The organism is Acinetobacter sp. ANC_7553, from assembly GCF_056779895.1.
In genome coordinates this window covers 44,007-62,941 of record NZ_JBWYIV010000016.1, presented here as the reverse complement: position 1 = coordinate 62,941, position 18,935 = coordinate 44,007, and the positions used below count along the sequence as shown (strand labels likewise).

17 protein-coding genes are annotated in these 18,935 nt (G+C 38.7%); 10 read left to right on the top strand and 7 right to left on the bottom strand.

Features of this window, described 5'->3' with window-relative positions:
• The 6 genes from AC1M9I_RS12695 to AC1M9I_RS12670 all read left to right on the top strand — a co-directional run.
• Window positions 1-332, top strand: a 332-nt coding sequence (locus tag AC1M9I_RS12695) for a CoA-transferase (RefSeq protein ID WP_481594661.1), incomplete at its 5' end; no start/stop codon positions are given.
• Window positions 333-355: 23 nt separating this feature from the next.
• Entirely contained in the window at window positions 356-1,561 is a 1,206-nt protein-coding gene (pcaF, locus tag AC1M9I_RS12690) for a 3-oxoadipyl-CoA thiolase (RefSeq protein ID WP_481611129.1), read from the top strand.
• A gap of 48 nt (window positions 1,562-1,609) precedes the next feature.
• Complete coding sequence (gene pcaD, locus AC1M9I_RS12685; protein WP_481595176.1) at window positions 1,610-2,389, top strand: 3-oxoadipate enol-lactonase; 780 nt, start codon at window positions 1,610-1,612, stop codon at window positions 2,387-2,389.
• A 182-nt stretch (window positions 2,390-2,571) separates the two neighbouring features.
• Window positions 2,572-4,245, top strand: coding sequence for a phosphoethanolamine transferase (locus tag AC1M9I_RS12680; protein WP_481611128.1), 1,674 nt, complete (start codon window positions 2,572-2,574; stop codon window positions 4,243-4,245).
• 1 nt (window position 4,246) lies between these two features.
• Entirely contained in the window at window positions 4,247-4,927 is a 681-nt protein-coding gene (locus tag AC1M9I_RS12675; protein ID WP_179999736.1) for a response regulator transcription factor, read from the top strand.
• Between the two features lie 15 nt (window positions 4,928-4,942).
• Window positions 4,943-6,256: an ATP-binding protein gene (locus tag AC1M9I_RS12670; protein ID WP_481587940.1), complete on the top strand. Its 1,314-nt coding sequence runs from the start codon at window positions 4,943-4,945 to the stop codon at window positions 6,254-6,256.
• 4 nt (window positions 6,257-6,260) lie between these two features.
• Here AC1M9I_RS12670 and AC1M9I_RS12665 read toward each other — a convergent pair whose 3' ends face one another.
• The gene (locus AC1M9I_RS12665; protein ID WP_481595175.1) at window positions 6,261-6,872 is read right to left on the bottom strand and encodes a phosphatase PAP2 family protein; all 612 of its coding nucleotides are present in this window, start codon (window positions 6,870-6,872) and stop codon (window positions 6,261-6,263) included.
• A gap of 152 nt (window positions 6,873-7,024) precedes the next feature.
• On the opposite strand from AC1M9I_RS12665, the gene AC1M9I_RS12660 reads away from it, so the two are divergent.
• Entirely contained in the window at window positions 7,025-7,897 is an 873-nt protein-coding gene (locus tag AC1M9I_RS12660; RefSeq protein WP_481590880.1) for an alpha/beta hydrolase, read from the top strand.
• A 4-nt stretch (window positions 7,898-7,901) separates the two neighbouring features.
• Here the strand turns inward: AC1M9I_RS12660 and AC1M9I_RS12655 are convergent, their stop codons facing one another.
• Entirely contained in the window at window positions 7,902-8,519 is a 618-nt protein-coding gene (locus AC1M9I_RS12655; protein ID WP_481595174.1) for a TetR/AcrR family transcriptional regulator, read from the bottom strand.
• Between the two features lie 104 nt (window positions 8,520-8,623).
• Here AC1M9I_RS12655 and AC1M9I_RS12650 point away from each other — a divergent pair, with 104 nt between their 5' ends.
• The gene (locus AC1M9I_RS12650; RefSeq protein ID WP_218947418.1) at window positions 8,624-9,979 is read left to right on the top strand and encodes a flavin-containing monooxygenase; all 1,356 of its coding nucleotides are present in this window, start codon (window positions 8,624-8,626) and stop codon (window positions 9,977-9,979) included.
• A gap of 113 nt (window positions 9,980-10,092) precedes the next feature.
• Entirely contained in the window at window positions 10,093-11,715 is a 1,623-nt protein-coding gene (locus AC1M9I_RS12645) for a long-chain-fatty-acid--CoA ligase (RefSeq protein WP_481595173.1), read from the top strand.
• Between the two features lie 60 nt (window positions 11,716-11,775).
• On the opposite strand, the gene AC1M9I_RS12640 is transcribed toward AC1M9I_RS12645, so the two are convergent.
• From AC1M9I_RS12640 to AC1M9I_RS12620, 5 genes are all read right to left on the bottom strand, one after another.
• Window positions 11,776-13,092, bottom strand: coding sequence for a flavin monoamine oxidase family protein (locus tag AC1M9I_RS12640; RefSeq protein ID WP_481611127.1), 1,317 nt, complete (start codon window positions 13,090-13,092; stop codon window positions 11,776-11,778).
• A gap of 182 nt (window positions 13,093-13,274) precedes the next feature.
• Complete coding sequence (gene cysK, locus AC1M9I_RS12635) at window positions 13,275-14,273, bottom strand: cysteine synthase A (protein WP_481595171.1); 999 nt, start codon at window positions 14,271-14,273, stop codon at window positions 13,275-13,277.
• A 122-nt stretch (window positions 14,274-14,395) separates the two neighbouring features.
• The gene (locus tag AC1M9I_RS12630; protein ID WP_481592301.1) at window positions 14,396-15,070 is read right to left on the bottom strand and encodes a class I SAM-dependent methyltransferase; all 675 of its coding nucleotides are present in this window, start codon (window positions 15,068-15,070) and stop codon (window positions 14,396-14,398) included.
• A gap of 101 nt (window positions 15,071-15,171) precedes the next feature.
• Entirely contained in the window at window positions 15,172-16,863 is a 1,692-nt protein-coding gene (locus tag AC1M9I_RS12625) for an AMP-binding protein (protein WP_481595170.1), read from the bottom strand.
• 102 nt (window positions 16,864-16,965) lie between these two features.
• Entirely contained in the window at window positions 16,966-17,592 is a 627-nt protein-coding gene (locus AC1M9I_RS12620) for a TetR/AcrR family transcriptional regulator (RefSeq protein WP_092768402.1), read from the bottom strand.
• Window positions 17,593-17,737: 145 nt separating this feature from the next.
• Here AC1M9I_RS12620 and AC1M9I_RS12615 point away from each other — a divergent pair, with 145 nt between their 5' ends.
• Complete coding sequence (locus AC1M9I_RS12615) at window positions 17,738-18,910, top strand: isovaleryl-CoA dehydrogenase (protein ID WP_481595169.1); 1,173 nt, start codon at window positions 17,738-17,740, stop codon at window positions 18,908-18,910.
• Window positions 18,911-18,935 lie beyond the last annotated feature (25 nt).

Genomic DNA, 18,935 nt, shown 5'->3' with positions numbered 1-18,935 from the left:
TCCAAGTCGCTGAAAATGGTGATCTTGCAAACTGGCATACCGGTGCACCTGATGCCATCCCTGCTGTGGGTGGTGCAATGGACTTAGCCGTGGGTGCGAAAAAAGTCTTTATTACCACCGATCATGTCACTAAAAAAGGCGAACCTAAAATCGTTGCTGAGCTGACTTATCCTGCGACAGGTTTGAAATGTGTAGACCGCATTTACACCGATCTTTGTGTGATTGATGTGACGGCAGATGGCATGAAAGTCATTGAGAAAGTTGAAGGCTTATCTTTTGAAGAGCTTCAATCGATGACGGGTGCCAAACTCATTGATGCCACTCAGGCTTAAGACTGGTTTTAGGATCTTACACTATGAAAAACGCATACATCATTGATGCTATCCGTACGCCTTTTGGTCGTTATGCCGGTGGTTTAGCGCCTGTCCGTGCGGATGACTTAGGTGCAGTGCCATTAAAAGCGTTAATGGAACGTAATCCTTCTGTGGATTGGAGTGTCGTCGATGACGTTTTATTTGGTTGTGCCAACCAAGCCGGTGAAGATAATCGTAACGTCGGTCGTATGTCGGCGCTTTTAGCAGGTATTCCTTATACAGTACCTGCAACCACAGTCAACCGTTTATGTGGTTCATCACTCGATACCGTAGCAATGGCCGCGCGTGCCATTAAAGCTGGTGAAGCTGACGTGATTGTGGCAGGTGGTGTTGAATCTATGTCACGTGCTCCATTTGTGATGGGTAAATCTGAGAGTGCATTTGGTCGTAGTCAAAAGATTGAAGACACCACCATGGGCTGGCGTTTTATCAACCCGAAGCTTAAAGAAATGTATGGTGTTGAAACTATGCCGCAAACGGCTGAAAACGTGGCTGAACAGTTCAATATTAGCCGTGCTGATCAAGACCAATTTGCTTTAACCAGCCAACAACGTACGGCTGCAGCGCAAGCACGTGGTTTCTTTGATCAAGAAATCGTGCCTGTGACTATTCCACAGCGTAAAGGTGATGCGGTTGTGGTGGCAAAAGATGAACATCCTCGTGCATCAACCACTTTAGAAGCGTTAACTAAGTTAAAACCTGTTGTAAAAGCAGACGGTACAGTAACCGCAGGTAATGCATCAGGCATTAACGATGGTGCTGCTGCGATTCTGATTGCGTCTGATGCAGCTGTAGAAAAATATGGTTTAAAACCTCGTGCCAAAGTGATTGGTGCAACCACCGTTGGGGTTGAACCTCGCATTATGGGCTTTGGTCCTGCACCTGCGATTAAAAAGTTACTGGCTCAAACCGGTTTAACACTAGAGCAAATGGATGTGATTGAGCTGAACGAAGCGTTTGCAGCACAAGCATTGGCGTGTACACGTGACCTAGGTTTGGCCGACGATGATGCACGTGTAAACCCAAATGGTGGTGCAATTGCACTGGGTCATCCATTGGGTGCATCAGGTGCGCGTTTGGTGACGACTGCACTGAATCAACTTGAAGCAACTGGTGGCAAATATGCATTGTGCTCTATGTGTATCGGTGTGGGTCAAGGCATCGCTTTAATTATTGAACGTGTTTAACTATTAAAAACCCCCTCCCTTTTATCAAGGGAGGTCGGGAGGGATTCTATGCCTACTTTTTCTTCAAATGATGCGCAAATCAATTATCAAACTTTTGGTGATTCAAGCAAGCCTGCTCTTGTTTTCTCTAACTCTTTAGGGACAAATTTCAGCATGTGGCAATCACAAATTGAGTTTTTTAAAGCTTCTCATTATGTGATTTGTTATGACACGCGTGGTCATGGTGCATCGGACGCGCCTCAAGGTCCATATACCATTGATCAACTTGGTCAAGATGTGGTGAATTTACTCGACCATTTAAATGTTGAAAAAGCTGCATTCTGTGGTATTTCGATGGGTGGTTTGACAGGTCAATGGTTAGCGATTAATCATCCTCAACGCTTTAGTCATGTGATTGTGTGTAATACCGCCGCTAAAATTGGCAATGAAAATGCTTGGAATGATCGTGCCGTATTGGTTCGTGAACAAGGTTTAGCACCGATTGCATCAACGGCTGCAGGTCGTTGGTTTACAGATCCCTTTATCCAAAGCAACCCAGCAGTGATTGAAAAACTTTCAAACGACTTAGGAGCTGGCAGCCCTGAAGGTTATGCAAGCTGCTGTGAAGCTTTGGCTAAGGCGGATGTGCGTGAACAACTCAAACAGATTTCGATTCCTGTATTGATTATTGCAGGTCAACAAGACCCTGTGACCACTGTGGCAGATGGTCAGTTTATGCAAGCAGCGATTGCGGGTAGTCAACTTGTTGAGATTAATGCTTCGCACATTTCGAATGTTGAACAACCACAGGCGTTTAACCAAGCTGTGGCTGAATTTATTCAGGCTTAAGTTCGGAACAACTCAAACCTGAACTCAGGAAACATCACTTGTCACGGGTGACTCATCTTGACGCTTTGCCAGATTGCTCCACCAGTCTGGCTTTTTTTATGCCCTAGACTTCAATCATTTATTCAGTAAATTTTAAGAAATAAAACCTAATCTCAGCGTAGTTAAATATTAGAACTCATCGCATGCGCTACACATCTATCATTCAGCAATGGAAAAAACCAACGATAAGCCTAGCACTATTCAATTTAGTACTCTCAATATGGGTTGGCATTGGTTTAAATATTGCGTTCTACAAACAACTTACTTCACTCACACCTTATCAAGGTTACCCAGCAATTCTTTTTTTAATAGGTTCATCTGTCTTAATCACAGCCGCTTATTTTTTTATTTTCAATCTTATTCATTGGAGATTGAACGTAAAGATATTTGCAAGTATCTGGATTGTATTAGGCGGTATGTCTGCATATTTTGTAAGTAGTTTAGGCATTATTATTAATGCTGATCAGATTCAAAATATGATGCAAACCAATACGATGGAAGCATTTGATCTGATAAATATAAGATTATTTATTTGGGTTGTATTTTTTATTTTAGCGCCTCTTTTTTTTATTTATTGGGTGAATATCAAAAAATCAACGTTTTCTCATACCCTTTGCAGGAAAATGTTACACAGTGCAATCAGTTTAGTTTTAGTGTTAGGTTGCGCTTATTTATATTATGTTGACTATGCAGCTATTTTTAGAGAAAACAGAGAGTTGAAAGGGATGATCAGTCCTCAAAATGTCGTTGCAGCCTCCTTCAGTTATTATAAACATCTTCAACCTCCCAAAAATACGACTATTCACCCCTACGGACGTGATGCACACCAACTTATTCAAACGGCGACCCATCAAACTCCAAAACTGATGGTTTTAGTGATAGGAGAAACAGCACGTGCAGAAAGTTTTCAGTTGAATGGATATGATCGAGCTACAAATCCAGAATTAAGCAAATTAAATATAATCAATTTTCGTAACGTCAGTTCCTGTGGTACTGCAACGGCGGTATCCGTACCTTGTTTATTTTCTGGTATGACTCGACAAGCATATACAGAAAAAGTCGCAAGACAACGGGAGAACTTACTCGATATTATTCAACGTGCGGGCTACAAAGTAACGTGGATCAATAACAATTCAGGATGCAAAGAAGTTTGTAATCGGGTTGAGCGTTATGAAATTCCCGAATCTATTCGTAAGCAATGGTGCGATTCTAAGGGTGAATGTAAAGATGAAATATTGATTGCTAGTCTTAATGCCTATATTCAAGCCATTCCCAAAAATGATAAAACGCCAAGACTTATCGTACTCCATCAAATGGGAAGTCACGGCCCAGCTTACTATAAACGGTCCACTCATCAATACACACCCTTTCAGCCGACCTGTAACACCAGCGCAATTCAGGGATGTAGTCAACAAGCTCTGATCAATACGTATGATAATTCAATTGTATATACAGACCATATTCTCGCTTCGACAATCAATTTATTAAACAAACAAACTCAATTTCAATCCGCTTTATGGTATTTATCAGATCATGGTGAATCCACGGGTGAACATGGAATCTATTTACACGGCGCCCCTTATCAAATTGCACCATCACAACAAACTCATGTCCCGATGATCATGTCGTTTTCAACAGCATGGCGAAAACATCAAGCGTCAACTGTACGATGCATTGAATCTCAGAAAAATGATGTACTTAGCCAAGACAATGTCTTTCACACCATGTTAAGTTTATTGAATATTCATACTACAACATTACAACCCGCATTGGACCTCAGCCAACAATGCAAACCTCAATTACAGAACAGAGCCTAATATGAATAAAATCCTGATGATTGAAGATGACTTTATGATTGCAGAGTCATCTCAAAAGTTGCTCCAATATCAATCATTTGAAGTAGTCTGGGTCAATAATGGCATCGATGGCTTAAAACAATTAAATCAACAAGCATTTGATTTAGTGCTGCTCGATCTTGGATTACCTATGATGGATGGCATGCAAGTACTCAAACATCTTCGCTCACTATTTCCTTCAATTCCTGTACTCATTATTTCAGCAAGAGATCAACTTCAGCACCGTATCGATGGATTAAATCAAGGCGCTGATGATTATCTAGTAAAACCATACGAGTTTGAGGAGTTATTAGCGCGTATTCACGCCATACTCAGACGTGCATCTCAACAAAATACATCTCAGATAAAACAAATTTTAGAATTTGGCGGACTCAGGTTAGATCTTGAACAACATATCGCGAGTTTTGAAAATCAGACGGTTGAATTTTCAAACCGTGAGTGGGCTTTATTAATTCCACTCTTAACTTATCCAAATAAGATTTTTTCGAAGTCTAATCTTGAAGAAAAACTGTATGATATTGAAAATGAAATCAGCAGTAATACCATTGAAGTCTATATTCATCGCATACGCTCAAAATTAGGTAAAAATTTTATTCGTAATGTGCGAGGATTAGGTTATCGGCTAGGTCAGCCTACACCATAAATCAAGAATTGATACATGACGCAACCCTACTCTTTACAAAAGCAACTTGTTGTATTTACCTCAATTTTTAGTGTGGTGATGGGATGCATATTGGTTTTTTCAGCCTATAGAACAGCTTTAGAAGAAACAAATGAAATACTTGATGCTCAGCTGAAAAATCTGGCAGAGCGTGTTGCAAAATTTAATCCAGATCCTGTAAAGAGTAAATTTTCACATTTAAAACAGTACCATGAAGAAGATTTATTTGTAGATGTTTGGGCCTATGACCAACAATCACATTTACACGAAAAGTTTAAACAGTTGGTTGAGCCCGTCGCTAACTCAGGTTTTTATCATCACACTAATCATTATGGTAAATGGCATACCTATGTGATTCCATTGAAAACTGTTCAAGTTCAAGTGAGCCAACAAGACTCTGTTCGACAAGCTTTAGCCATAGAGCTCGCAATCAACATGTTTTTACCTTATTTAATCATTATGCCCTTCGCGATTTATGGCTTAGGTTTTATAATTAGAAGAAATTTTGCTCCATTTGAGCAATTTAAATCCGAATTAAGTACACGTAAACCAAATGAGCTGACCGTAATTGACCCTCAACAGTACCCTATTGAGCTAGTACCCAGCATTCAAGCAATCAATCAATTATTTCAAAGGATCTCTGATGCCCAACAAGAACAAAAACAATTTATTGCAGACGCCGCTCACGAATTAAGAACACCAATTACAGCATTAAATCTTCAAACTAAAATTTTACTCAAAGAGCTCCCCCATCACGAATCATTAATCAAAATGAATAATGGTTTACACCGAACTCAGCATTTGGTCGGACAGCTTTTAAATCTCGCTCAACAAGATTCATTGAATGCCAGTAACGAGAAAAAAATGAGTATTCGGTTAGATGAACGTGCTTATCAATCTATTGAACAATTGATTCATTTAGCTTTAGCCAAAGAAATCGATTTAGGTATGGAACGTTATGAACACGTTCAAATTATAAATTATTCATCTGCTATAGATTCAATATTAACCAACTTAATAGAGAATGCGATTAAATACACGCCTCCCAATGGCATCATTAATGTTTCGACATTTCAAGAGAATGATATAGCTATCATTCAAGTCGAAGATAGTGGCCCAGGAATTTCAGCAGATCTCTATGAACGTATTAAAAAAAGATTTTATCGAGTTGAGCAACATCAAGAAATTGGTAGTGGCTTAGGTTTATCAATTGTTGAAAAAGCGGTAGAACGTATGGGGGGTAATCTTATCTTTGATCGCAGCCCTCAATTAGGTGGTTTATTGGTGAGAGTGGAAATTAAACTACATTAATTGCTTAGGCTAATTTAACCTTTTCTTTTAGACTAAATATTACGACATTGAACATCCAAATCAGCCAACCAGTCCAAAGATTATGACTAAAAAAATGCGCTCCTCTGAGCATTTGTGTCCATCCCATAAGCATTCCCAAGAGAATTGCACTCAATAATGCAAAACCTGCAGAAGCATGACCTCCAGGAAAACAATGCCCAACTTTACTAATGAGACTCCAGACAACTGTCATTCCCTGAGGTTGAGCTGCATCCCATGGACACATCAAGTTCGACTGTGATTTGAACAACGCTATTAAAATAATTGAAATTAAAGCAACTGCAAAAATTGTGATGTAATTTTTAGAGGTTTCCAAACGTTGATTTCTCGATTTGGGATGAGCAACCATGACTGCAGATATCAGCATACTGCAGTACATCGCGATTAGCACATATTTAACCCATTCATGCCCGACTACACTTGGCCAAAATGCATCTTTTAAATAGAACACTCCTTTTGAATTTAAGCCTAATTGAATCAATTTCATGTCGACTGCACCATGTACTGGAAATAGATTGACCAAAATGAAATAGCTCAAGATTAAGGCGATACATTGCTTGCGATAGAAAAAACTCATACGAATACATCGAATAAAAATGTATTTAAATCAATCAGGCTTAAAATTTTCTGAACGATTTGACATCAAATAGACTTTTATACTGCATAACGATATGCTTAAACCAACCTGAGTTGGGTTTAAAAAATAAAAAAGTGTTAAGGATAACCACGATGCAAACTCAAGAATTACTCATTCCGAATGGCAGCTATCAAATCCAAGCGGATTTATATATGCCAGAGCCGATCACAAAAGATTCTAGTATCATCATTATGGCTCATGGCTTAGGTGGAGAAAAAAGCTGTGGCTTAAACTCTTTCGCTGAAGCTTATGCAGAATTGGGATATAACTTATGCGTATTTGATCATTCTGGTTTTGGATTAAGCAGTGGTCCTGTTCAGCATCTTGTCGATAAAAATAGTCAACTTCAGGATTGGAACGTCGTTATCGACTATATTCAATCCCGATTCTATATCCCGAAAAAAAATATCATTTTATGGGGGTATTCGTTCAGTGGTGCGCATGTTCTAACATTAGCAAGTGAACACACCTTTAAAGCAGTGATCTCTAATTTTCCACACGTTGATGGTTTAGCGAGCTTGACACTGTATCCGAAAAAATATTTATTGCCTGCAACCATGATTGCATTACAAGATTTAGCCCTAGCAAAAATAGGTAGAGTCAAAACCATGCCTGTAGTTGCAAAAGATCGGTTTGCCATTTTGGCGGGTGAAGATTGCTATGATGCATATTATCGACTGATCCCAGACGGGATACATTGGAAAAATGCTGTACCAGCTCGAATCGTTGCAACCATTGGTTTATACCGACCAACAATGATCGTACATAAAATTCAATGCCCTGTTTTTGTGTCAGGTGCGGAACTAGATTCACTTATTCCTATCAAAGCAACACGTAAACTCGCACAAAAACTAAAACAAGGTGAATATCGTGAGTTCGTCTGCGGTCACTTCGATCTATTCCATTCGCCCGTTTTTGATCAACTCATCACAGCGCATCAACATTTTTTGGAAAAACTAAAATAAACTTTTAAAGGTGGTAGTTATATCCCTTACTGCTTAAGTAAAATTCACTGATGAAATGGCATTCTTTTAGAATGTCATCAGTGACTTGTTGATGCTGATAGTAGCTGTGTTTCATTAATGCAAAAACCATTTCAACCAAATACACCGCTTCCTCTTTTCTATTCAATTTCAGCGGATGAACTTTCTGCTCAAATACCGCTTGTAAATCATGAGCAATCTTCTCAATGACGATTTCCTGTAAATTAAAACCATCAACATGTACTGGCCCACCCAGAATCAAAATACTTGCAGCAGGATTTGAATTGTAGAACTCAGCCACCTTAGAAATTAGATCCAAACAAATATCACGTGTTGACCAAGTTTGATAGCACTCATTTTTAAACAAAACATAGGCCTGCAGTTCATCTAAATAACGTTTCACCAATATGCTGAACAAATGATTAACTGTTGGAAAGTATTGATAAATCGTAATCTTAGGAAGATCGGACTGTGCTGCAATTTCGGGAATAGTACAGTGATTGATGCCTTGTTCTTCTAATATTTTCTTCGTTGTTTCTAATACAAGTTCTAACCTTGCTTTACTTCTTTTTTGTACAGGAAGCTTAATTTCATCAAAAAGCATTTAAACAAATCCCCTGTCTTGCTGTTTAAAAATAAATCGATTATAGTCATAAAACCAACTATAGTTGGTTATGAATAAAAAGAACATCATTCAAGGATATGAATATGAACACAGTCTGTATCATTGGTGCAGGTCCGTCAGGAATTACGGCTGCTAAAAATTGTCAACAAAATGGTATTGCATACGATATCTTCGAGAAGAATGACAAAGTCGGTGGGAATTGGGTGTTTAATTCTAAAACTGGTCATTCTTCAGTCTATGAGAATACACACATTATTAGCTCGCGTACAATGTCTGAATATGAAGATTATCCAATGCCAGACAGTTACCCTGATTATCCACGACATGATCATTTGCAGCAGTATTTTGAAAATTATGCCAAACATTTTGGTGTATATGACAAGATTAAATTTCATCACACTATTAACCATATTCATAAAAATGAAAATAAAAAATGGGTGGTGGATTACACCGATGATCAAGGTAAAGAACAACAGAAAATATATGACTATTTAATGGTTGCCAATGGTCATCACTGGAAACCGAAATACCCTGAGTATGAAGGTGAATTTACTGGCAAGTGGATGCATTCACATGATTTTAAAGGTGTAAATGACGACTGGCGTGGAAAGAAAATTTTAGTCATTGGTGCAGGTAATTCAGGCTGTGATGTTGCCGTAGAATCAGCACGTGTCTCAAAAGATGTGTATATATCGATGCGCAGTCCACAATGGTTTGTTCCAAAATTTATGTTTGGACATCCCGCAGACATACTCGTCAAGTCAATGGAAAAACTTCCGCCCAAAATGCGCCAAAAAATTCTGACCAAATTGGTAAAAGCATTCAGTGGAAATTACGCAGATTTTGGCTTGCCTGTAAATGACAAACCGATGCTGACACAACATCCAACGGCGAACTCTGACTTCATTGACTATGTGCGTCACGGTAAAATCAAACCAAAACCAGCGATCAAGCGTCTCAATGGTAAAATTGTAGAATTCGTCGATGGTACTCAACAAGAGTTTGATATTATTTGTTGTTGTACTGGTTTCTGGACCGTCTTCCCTTTCTTCGATAAAGATTTTATAGATTTCCAACATGCTGAAAAATTACCGCTTTACCGTAAAATGATGCATGCAGAACATGACAATCTTTATTTCATTGGTTTATTCCAGCCACTAGGTTGTATTTGGCCAATTTCAGATCATCAAGCCAATTTGGCATGTCAGGAAATCTTAGGAAAATATAAACGTCCTGCTGATATGAAAAAAGCGATTCAGCATGAGTTAGATCATCCACATTACAACTTTGAAGGCGGTCAACGTCATGCAGCAGAGGTTGACTATAATGACTTCCGCGCTGAACTCGTGTCAGACCTTAAAACTGCTGGGGTCATCATTCCAGAGCGTAAACCTTTGGTTTCAATCCGTAAATTAGTTGGTTCTTTACTGACTGCATAATTTAGTGTATTTCTAGGTCATCAGTGAGTGTTACGTTAATCGTGAGCACTCACCTTACATAAGTATAATCAACTCAAAATAACAACTTAAATGATCAATAGCAGGAGCTTTGCATGCACGGACGTATGATGTTTCAACCTTTATTAATCAGCAGTTTACTAGAACATGCTGCTGAATTTCATAAAGACACCCTGATCGTTTCAAAAAACACCGATGGCACACTTTACGAAACCAATTGGGGCGATGTATCGGATAATGCTAAACGTGGTGCAAAGGCATTGAATGAACTTAAACTCATTCACGGCGATTGTATTGCAACATTAGCTTGGAACAATCATCGTCATTTAGAGGCTTGGTATGCTATTTCTGGTAGTGGTTTAATCTGTCACACCATTAACCCAAGATTATTTCCAGAACAACTGATTTTCATTATTAATGATGCACAAGATAAAGCGATTATTTTTGATAAAACATTCCTACCTTTGATTACAGGAATAAAAGCACATATTCCCCTTGTGCAACATTTCATTTGCTTAGATGCACCTGATGAAAAGATTCGTCAATCCTTACCCGAAGTCTTGTTCTACGATGATTTAATTGCACGTCAAACTGCAGAATATACATGGCCTGAATTTGATGAAACCACTGCAAGTTCACTATGTTATACCTCTGGAACAACAGGCAATCCTAAAGGTGCTCTCTATTCTCATCGCTCAACTGTTCTTCACAGTTTAGCGGCCAGCTTACCTGACTCACTCAATCTATCAGCCAAAGATATTATTTTACCTGTAGTTCCGATGTTTCACGTTCATGCATGGGGAACACCTTATGCCGCAGCGATGGTAGGTGCTTCAATTATATTACCAGGGCCGGGTCTTGATGGTGAGAGTCTAGTTAAACTCATTGATCAATATGAAGTGACTGTTGCACTTGGTGTTCCTACCATTTGGCAAAGCTTGTTGATTGCTGCAAAAGCAATGAACAGTTCACTGACCTCTTTAAAACGTAATGTCATTGGTGGCTCGGCTTGCCCACCAAGCATGTTAGCGACATTCCGTGATGTATATGATTGTGAAACCATTCATGCATGGGGGATGACTGAAGCTAGTCCACTTGGCACTGCCAATCAATTCAAAGCCAAACATAAACAACTTTCTCAGGATCAACAAGCAAATCTACGTCTTTCCCAAGGTCGCCCGCCGTTTGGAGTCAGGATTCGTTTAGTGTCTGAAGAAAGAGGAACCGATCTTGTTCCACATGATGGTGAGACTATTGGTAATTTACAAATCAAAGGACATTGGATTGTTGACAAATACTTTGGTCAGTCCGACTCACCATTGACCAGTGATGGATGGTTTGATACTGGAGATATTGCGTCTATAGATGCTGATGGCTATCTGCATATTAGTGATCGTGCCAAAGACTTGATTAAATCTGGTGGAGAATGGATCTCTTCTGTAGAGCTTGAAAATATCGCAATGGGTCACCCAGAAATTGCGATGGCTGCGGTCATCGCAGCACAACATCCAAAGTGGGATGAAAGACCTGTCTTAATCGCCGTTAAACATCCTAATAGCCAAATCACTGAACAACAACTCATTGATTACTATGCTGATAAAATTGCTAAATGGCAAACTCCAGATAAAGTGATTTTTGTCGATGCCATACCGCTTAGCGGCACTGGAAAAATGCTAAAAAGAAAACTTCGCGAAGAATATGGACATGTATTAATGTGAGTTCAGGTTAATTTCTCAACTCACTCATACTAACTAAATAAAGCTGTAACTGTACATCAGTTACAGCTTTATATTTAAGCCATTACGAATAATTAAATTAGCAGTATCACGACCTGACAGATATGCACCATGCACAGTGCCTGCATAATCGGTATGACAATGTTCACCTGCAAAATATACTTGCGCTGGATGCTCTTTTTTAAAGATCTCTACATCATCTTTAGTATGTTCAACTTTTGGAAAACTAAATGAACCTAAACTAAACGGATCACTCCCCCAGCGGGTAATTATGATGTTCTGAATTTCATTGGAGTGCATGCAAATCTTCAATATTTTCTTGATATATTCATGCACCTGTTGATCCGTTGCTTGATCAACCCATTCTGACTTTGTACCTCCAACGAGAAGTAGATAAGTCGGTTTATTATATAAACGACTAAAATCTAAAATACTATACAGCTCACGCTCATCCCAAAAAAATGCCGTATTGTGTTTAAGTGCATTCCCATTAAATTCTAGAGCTTTTGAAAATTGTATAAATATTTTATTGAAAGATCCAAAACCCAGCTTTTGAATCGATCGGACTAATCCACTAGGCAAAGGCGGCTCAAACTTAATTTTATCTTGCTTTAAAATACCGAGTGGAACTGTCACCACAACTTGAGAACCTATGTAAAGCTGTCCACATGCTGTTTTTATCTGCACTTGATGAGAGTCATGATCGATTTCAACAATATCTGCATTCGTATGAATCTCTAAATCAGTAGCCAGAACTTTAACAATCTGTTCATAACCTTTTGAGAATATCACTTCATCGCCTGAGAAGTAGCCTTCAAAATCCATAAAATTATGGGCTAATTGCTCTAAATCAGTCGCAAAAGGATCATTGGCAAGCCTTGAGTAATACTGCTTAATTTTTTGTGTGATGACGTCTCGATCAAAATAATGAAGTTGAAAACGTATCGTTCCTAAAAAATTCTCAAGTTGCTCAAAAGCGGAGATATCCTGCTCTTTTGATTTATTTTGAAAAACCTTCTGAACATCACGAAGGCATTTTTCAAATTCTAAGCTCTCTTGTTCGGTAAATGGCTGACCATTGGCATGAAAATAATCCACTTGATCATAATTAAAAACTTGAGTATTGATCCGATTGGACTCTGCAATTTTCCATATCGGATTATTATCAATACCATGTATCCATGATGCACCAAGGTCAAAACAATGACCATCAATGTTTTGTGTATGTATTCTCCCACCTATACGATCACGTGCTTCTAAAACAACAACATTAAATCCTGCTGATTTTAAATGCTGAGCACAACTTAATCCTGCAACACCAGCGCCGATAATATAAATAGGATGATTAAAGTCGTTCATTCATTTTTTTATTAGAAAAAATTCGCTTAAAGATATCGCGTTCAAAACTGTGAAAATAGTCGTGTGATGTAATAAATTTAAAATGATTGGTAACTTAAAAAGAGTTTAAAATTGTTTGAATCGAATAAATCACAAAAAAACGGCCATGAAGACCGTTTTTTTAGAATGCTTTGACTTTCTCATTAATCTGCTGATATATCTTCGAATAAAACTGAAGATAAATAGCGCTCTCCAGCATCAGGTAAAATCACCACTATGGTTTTACCTGCATTTTCAGGACGTTGAGCAAGTTCATGAGCGGCCGCTAATGCTGCACCACTTGAAATCCCCACAAAAATCCCTTCTTTGATTGCAGATTGACGAGCAAAATCAATTGCTGTTTGATTTTCAACCGCGATAACTTCATCCACCAAATCTAAATCTAGGTTTTTAGGAATAAAGTTTGCACCAATGCCTTGGATTTTATGTGGTCCCGGAGTGAGTGTTTCGCCACGCTTCGCTTGTCCAATAATTGGTGAGTCTGCTGGTTCAACTGCAACTGAGTAAAGGGCTTGATTTTTAACTTTCTCAAAATAACGCGAAATACCAGAGATCGTACCTCCCGTACCTACACCAGCCACTAAAATATCAACCTTACCACCCGTTGCTTCAAAAATTTCAGGTCCAGTTGTAGTTTCATGAATGGCAGGATTTGCTGGGTTTTCAAATTGCTGAGGTAAATAATAAAGCTCTGGGTTCTCAGCAACTAAACGTTCTGCTTCTTGAACAGCACCATTCATCCCTTTAGCTGGATCGGTTAATACTAAATGAGCACCCAATGCTTTGAGTACTTTACGGCGCTCGATACTCATACTTGCAGGCATAGTCAGTGTGATGTCATAACCTTTAGCAGCAGCAACAAAAGCTAGCGCAATCCCTGTATTACCACTCGTCGGTTCAACAATATGCATGCCTGCTTTAAGCACACCACGTTGTTCTGCATCTGCAATCAAAGCAGCACCAACACGGCATTTTACTGAAAATGCTGGGTTACGTGCTTCCACTTTAGCAAGAACTGTAGCCCCACCCTGTACTACACGATTAATGCGAATAAGCGGTGTATTACCAATCGCTTCAGCGTTATTACTGTATACCGCGATTCCGCGATTTGAAGTTTGTGGAAATTGAGTCTCTGTGGTCATGAACAATCCTTATATTCATAAAACAATACTTTTATCATAATCCTTTTTCATTTTAGATATATAACCATTTGTACGATTTTCATATAAGATAAAATGAATAAGTTATTCTAAATATGAAATTATCACTTTACTGCTTTTAATCCATAAAAATTAGACATTTGACAAAAAGTTCTTAAATTTTGATAACCAGCCTGAAGGTATAGATTCTTAATCTCTTTCACCGTCATTAAATTAAAGTCATCATGTATTCTTTCCAACATGACCTGACTTTGTTTTTCACTTAATCCTATTTTTGTCACCAAATTTTTTAATACTAACTGATCATTTGGTTCTTCGAATTGCATCAGATCGAAACTCAGAACCACACCATCTTGTTTCAAAGCATGGTAAATATCACCTAAAAAACTCTTTTTGTATGCATGTGAAACAAAATGAAAAACCAAAATACTCAATACTGCATCAAAATTTTCAGAATATTTCTGGAGCACCGTCGTGTCACCTTGCAGAATTATGACTCGGTGCATTTGCTGCTTAAACTGAACGATCTGTTTTGTTTTTTCAAGCATCGCTGCCGATGGATCAAACACAACAAACTCCGCCTTTGGAAAATGATCTAATAAATAATTCAGTTCAAATCCAGTTCCGCACCCGACAATGGCAATTTTAGCCTCTTCTTTGAGATGAGTTTCAAGCAGCGCTAATATATGTAGATGCATCAGTTCATATCCTGGTATGAGCTGCCTGATATGTTCATCATAGTTTTCTACGATTTTTGGGTGATCAAAATTCTTTGCCATATCGCTCTTCTACTATTTTTTAAAATTAAGCCGAACTTAGTGAACTAAGTTCGGCTTTGTTGTTTTTCTAGCTTGAAGTTAAAAATATTACTCAATGACGATTAAGCACTCTCATCAAAAATATTGAGTTGCTCACGCATATATTCTTGGAGTTTAAACTTCTGAGCCTTACCAGAAGCAGTCATTGGGAACTCTTTAAGAAAATGTACATATCGTGGCACTTTATTATGTGAGATATTGGCTTTGCAGTAATCTTTGATCACTTGTTCAGAACATTCATGTCCTTCATGCAAAATAATACAAGCACATAACTCTTCGCCATATTTCGGGTCAGGAAGTCCAATCACTTGGACATCGCTAACAGCAGGATGTTTATATAAGAAGTCTTCAATCTCTTTAGGGAATAAATTCTCACCTCCCCGAATCACAACATCTTTAATGCGACCTTTGATTTTGATAAAGCCTTCATCATCCATTTCAGCGATATCACCGGTATGCATCCATTTTGCGACATCTACGACTTCTCGTGTTTTTTCTTCTTCATCCCAATAGCCCAGCATGACTGAGTATCCTCGTACACACAACTCTCCGAGTTTGCCACGAGGCACTACTTTACCGTGTTCATCGACTATTTTAATTTCGATATGTGGATGAACTCGACCAACAGTGCTCACTCGTTGTTCTAGCGAATCTTTGATCGAACTTTGTGCACTTACTGGCGCTGTTTCAGTCATGCCATAACAAATCGTGATATCTCGCATATGCATACGCTCAATGACGCGCTTCATGATTTCTTTTGGACATGGACTGCCAGCCATAATGCCAGTACGCAATGTAGTCAAATCAAATTCGTCAAATTGCTCATGATCAAGCATGGCAATAAACATGGTAGGCACACCATATGCCGCGGTACATTTCTCTTGTTCAATCGCTTTAAGACTATCAAGAGGATTAAATACAGCTGATGGATAGATCATGGTTGATCCATGTGTAATACAGGCGAGATTACCCATCACCATACCAAAGCAATGAAATAACGGTACAGAAATACAAACTCGATCTTGAGAAGTCAGTTTGATTGCCTCTCCCACAAAATACCCGTTATTCAGAATATTATTGTGTGTCAGCATGGTCCCTTTGGGGCTACCTGTCGTTCCGGAGGTAAACTGGATATTGATGGTTTCATCGAATTGAAGACCAGATGCTATCTCATTAAGTTGATCTAACTGCTCTGAAGTCGGTTCAACCAATAAATCACTAAAGCGATAAAACCCAGTATGTTGTTGATCATCTATTTTGATCAAATACTTTAAATGCGGCAATTTTTCAGCATTTAAAACGCCATTGGTCGTATGCAAAATTTCTGGTGCAATTTGCGTCAAAATTTCTTGATAATTGGTCGTCTTAAAGGTCGATGCAATGATTAATCCTTTGCAAGATACTCGATTGAGTACGTATTCTAGCTCGTAGCTTTTATACGCAGGATTTAAGTTGACCAAAATAATTCCAGCCTTGAAGGCTGCAAATTGTGCGATCGTCCATTCCACACAATTAGGGGACCAAATCGCTAGACGATCTCCCTTTTCTAAACCGATTTTTAATAAACTACATGCAAAAGCATTTACTTTCTCTTGTAACTGCTGATAGGTCAAACGTACATTTTGATGCACACTGACCACAGCATCCTGATCGGCATATTGTAGGCATGCTTGATCAAATTTATGGCCTATGGTCATACCCAATAAGGGTTGCTCACTGGTGCCATAGGCATAACTGAGTCGTAATTGCGTCATTGAATCATACTCCTTGATTCTATTTTCTTATATCAATCCAATATTTCGTTATTAATTACGCGATTACTCGTTTAAACACGACATCCTTTTGTGTGAATTAAATTAATTTTCCTCCTTTGCCTTAACTGCATTGACACAAAAGTCTGCAATTTGCTTAACGAAATAACCTTTATAACCGTCATCAAACATCACATTACGCGATGGATTTAAAGGTTCAATCACAACGAATGTCATCGCACCAACCACGCATAATGCAGCTGTATTTAAATCTTCAAATTCGAACTCACCATTGACCTTTCCTTCGGCAAGAATCTCCTTAATGGATTGTTTTATCAGTTGCTTACTTCTAAAACGTTCATGCTCAATCGTTGGGTCTACGGGCTCAAACATGAGTGAATATGCAAGTTGAGGGCTATTCAGAGCACGTTTTACGAAAGCAGTGACGGCCTTTGTCAACTTCTCAGTCGAAGTCCAATCATTTTTTGCAATCTGATTCAGAATATCGACCTCACCTTTGATGGCCTGTGAAAGCACTTCAATCAAAATCTGATTTTTGTTCTCAAAATAGCGATAGACCAAACCACTCGAGACACCAGATTTATCTGCAATCGCTTGCACTTGTGCATCTTTAAAACCACCACCCGCAATAAGTTCGCGCGCGGATTGCAATATCGATTGACGATTTTGCTCCATACGCTCTTGCATCAAAGTGGATCTTTTATAACTCATAATTGTTCACCCAATCAACTAAAATGAATTATAAATCATTTTCTGAATCTATATTCACTTTTTTAAAAAATAACTGTATTGTATTTCTCAAGCAAGGACAAAATGCTTCACTGGAAATAAAAATTAAATTTTAGGATGAATGAAAATGAATTTACAGAGTATCGACTTTGGACTAGACGAAACACTAATCGCTTTACGTGATTCTGTAGCTGCATTCTGTGCAAAGGAAATCGCACCTATTGCTCAACAAGTTGATCAAGACAACTTATTTCCAGCTCACTTATGGAAAAAATTTGGTGATATGGGGTTACTTGGACTTACCGTGAGTGAAGAATACGGTGGTGTCAATCTGGGTTATTTGGCTCATATCATTGTCATGCAGGAAATTTCACGAGCATCTGCTTCCATTGGACTTTCATATGGGGCACATTCAAATCTTTGTGTGAATCAAATTAACCGTAATGGTAGCGAAGAACAAAAACAAAAATATCTTCCTAAATTAATTTCTGGCGAATATGTCGGCGCTTTGGCAATGTCTGAACCGAATGCGGGTTCAGATGTCGTTAGTATGAAATTACGTGCTGAAGAGCATGGTGATCACTTTGTACTTAATGGCTCAAAAATGTGGATTACCAATGGTGGAGATGCTGACGTGTTGGTGGTTTACGCCAAAACCGACATCAATGCTGGTGCCAAAGGCATGACCGCTTTCATCATTGAAAAAGGTATGGATGGCTTTAGTCATGGTAGCCACTTAGACAAACTCGGGATGCGTGGTTCAAATACTTATCCCCTATTCTTTGACAATGTCAAAGTGCCTAAAGAAAACGTCATGGGCGGTGTAGGTAACGGTACAAAAGTGCTCATGAGTGGATTGGATTACGAACGTGCAGTTCTCAGTGGTGGACCTCTAGGCATTATGGATGCATGTTTAGATGTTGTTATTCCATATATCCATGAACGTAAGCAATTCGGTCAATGTTTAGGTGAATTCCAACTCATGCAAGGCAAAATTGCGGATATGTATTCTACATGGTTGGCAAGCAAGGCTTTGGTTTATGCCGTGGGTGCAGCGTGTGACAAAGCTGATCATGATCGTGGTTTACGTAAAGATGCAGCAAGTGCCATTCTCTACTCAGCTGAAAAAGCAACCTGGATGGCTGGTGAAGCAATTCAAACCCTTGGGGGCAATGGTTATATCAATGATTACAGCACGGGTCGATTATGGCGTGATGCCAAACTTTATGAAATTGGTGCAGGAACTTCTGAAATTCGACGCATGTTAATTGGTCGTGAGTTATTCAACGAAACCAAATAATTCAAGTTAATACAAGGAAGTCATT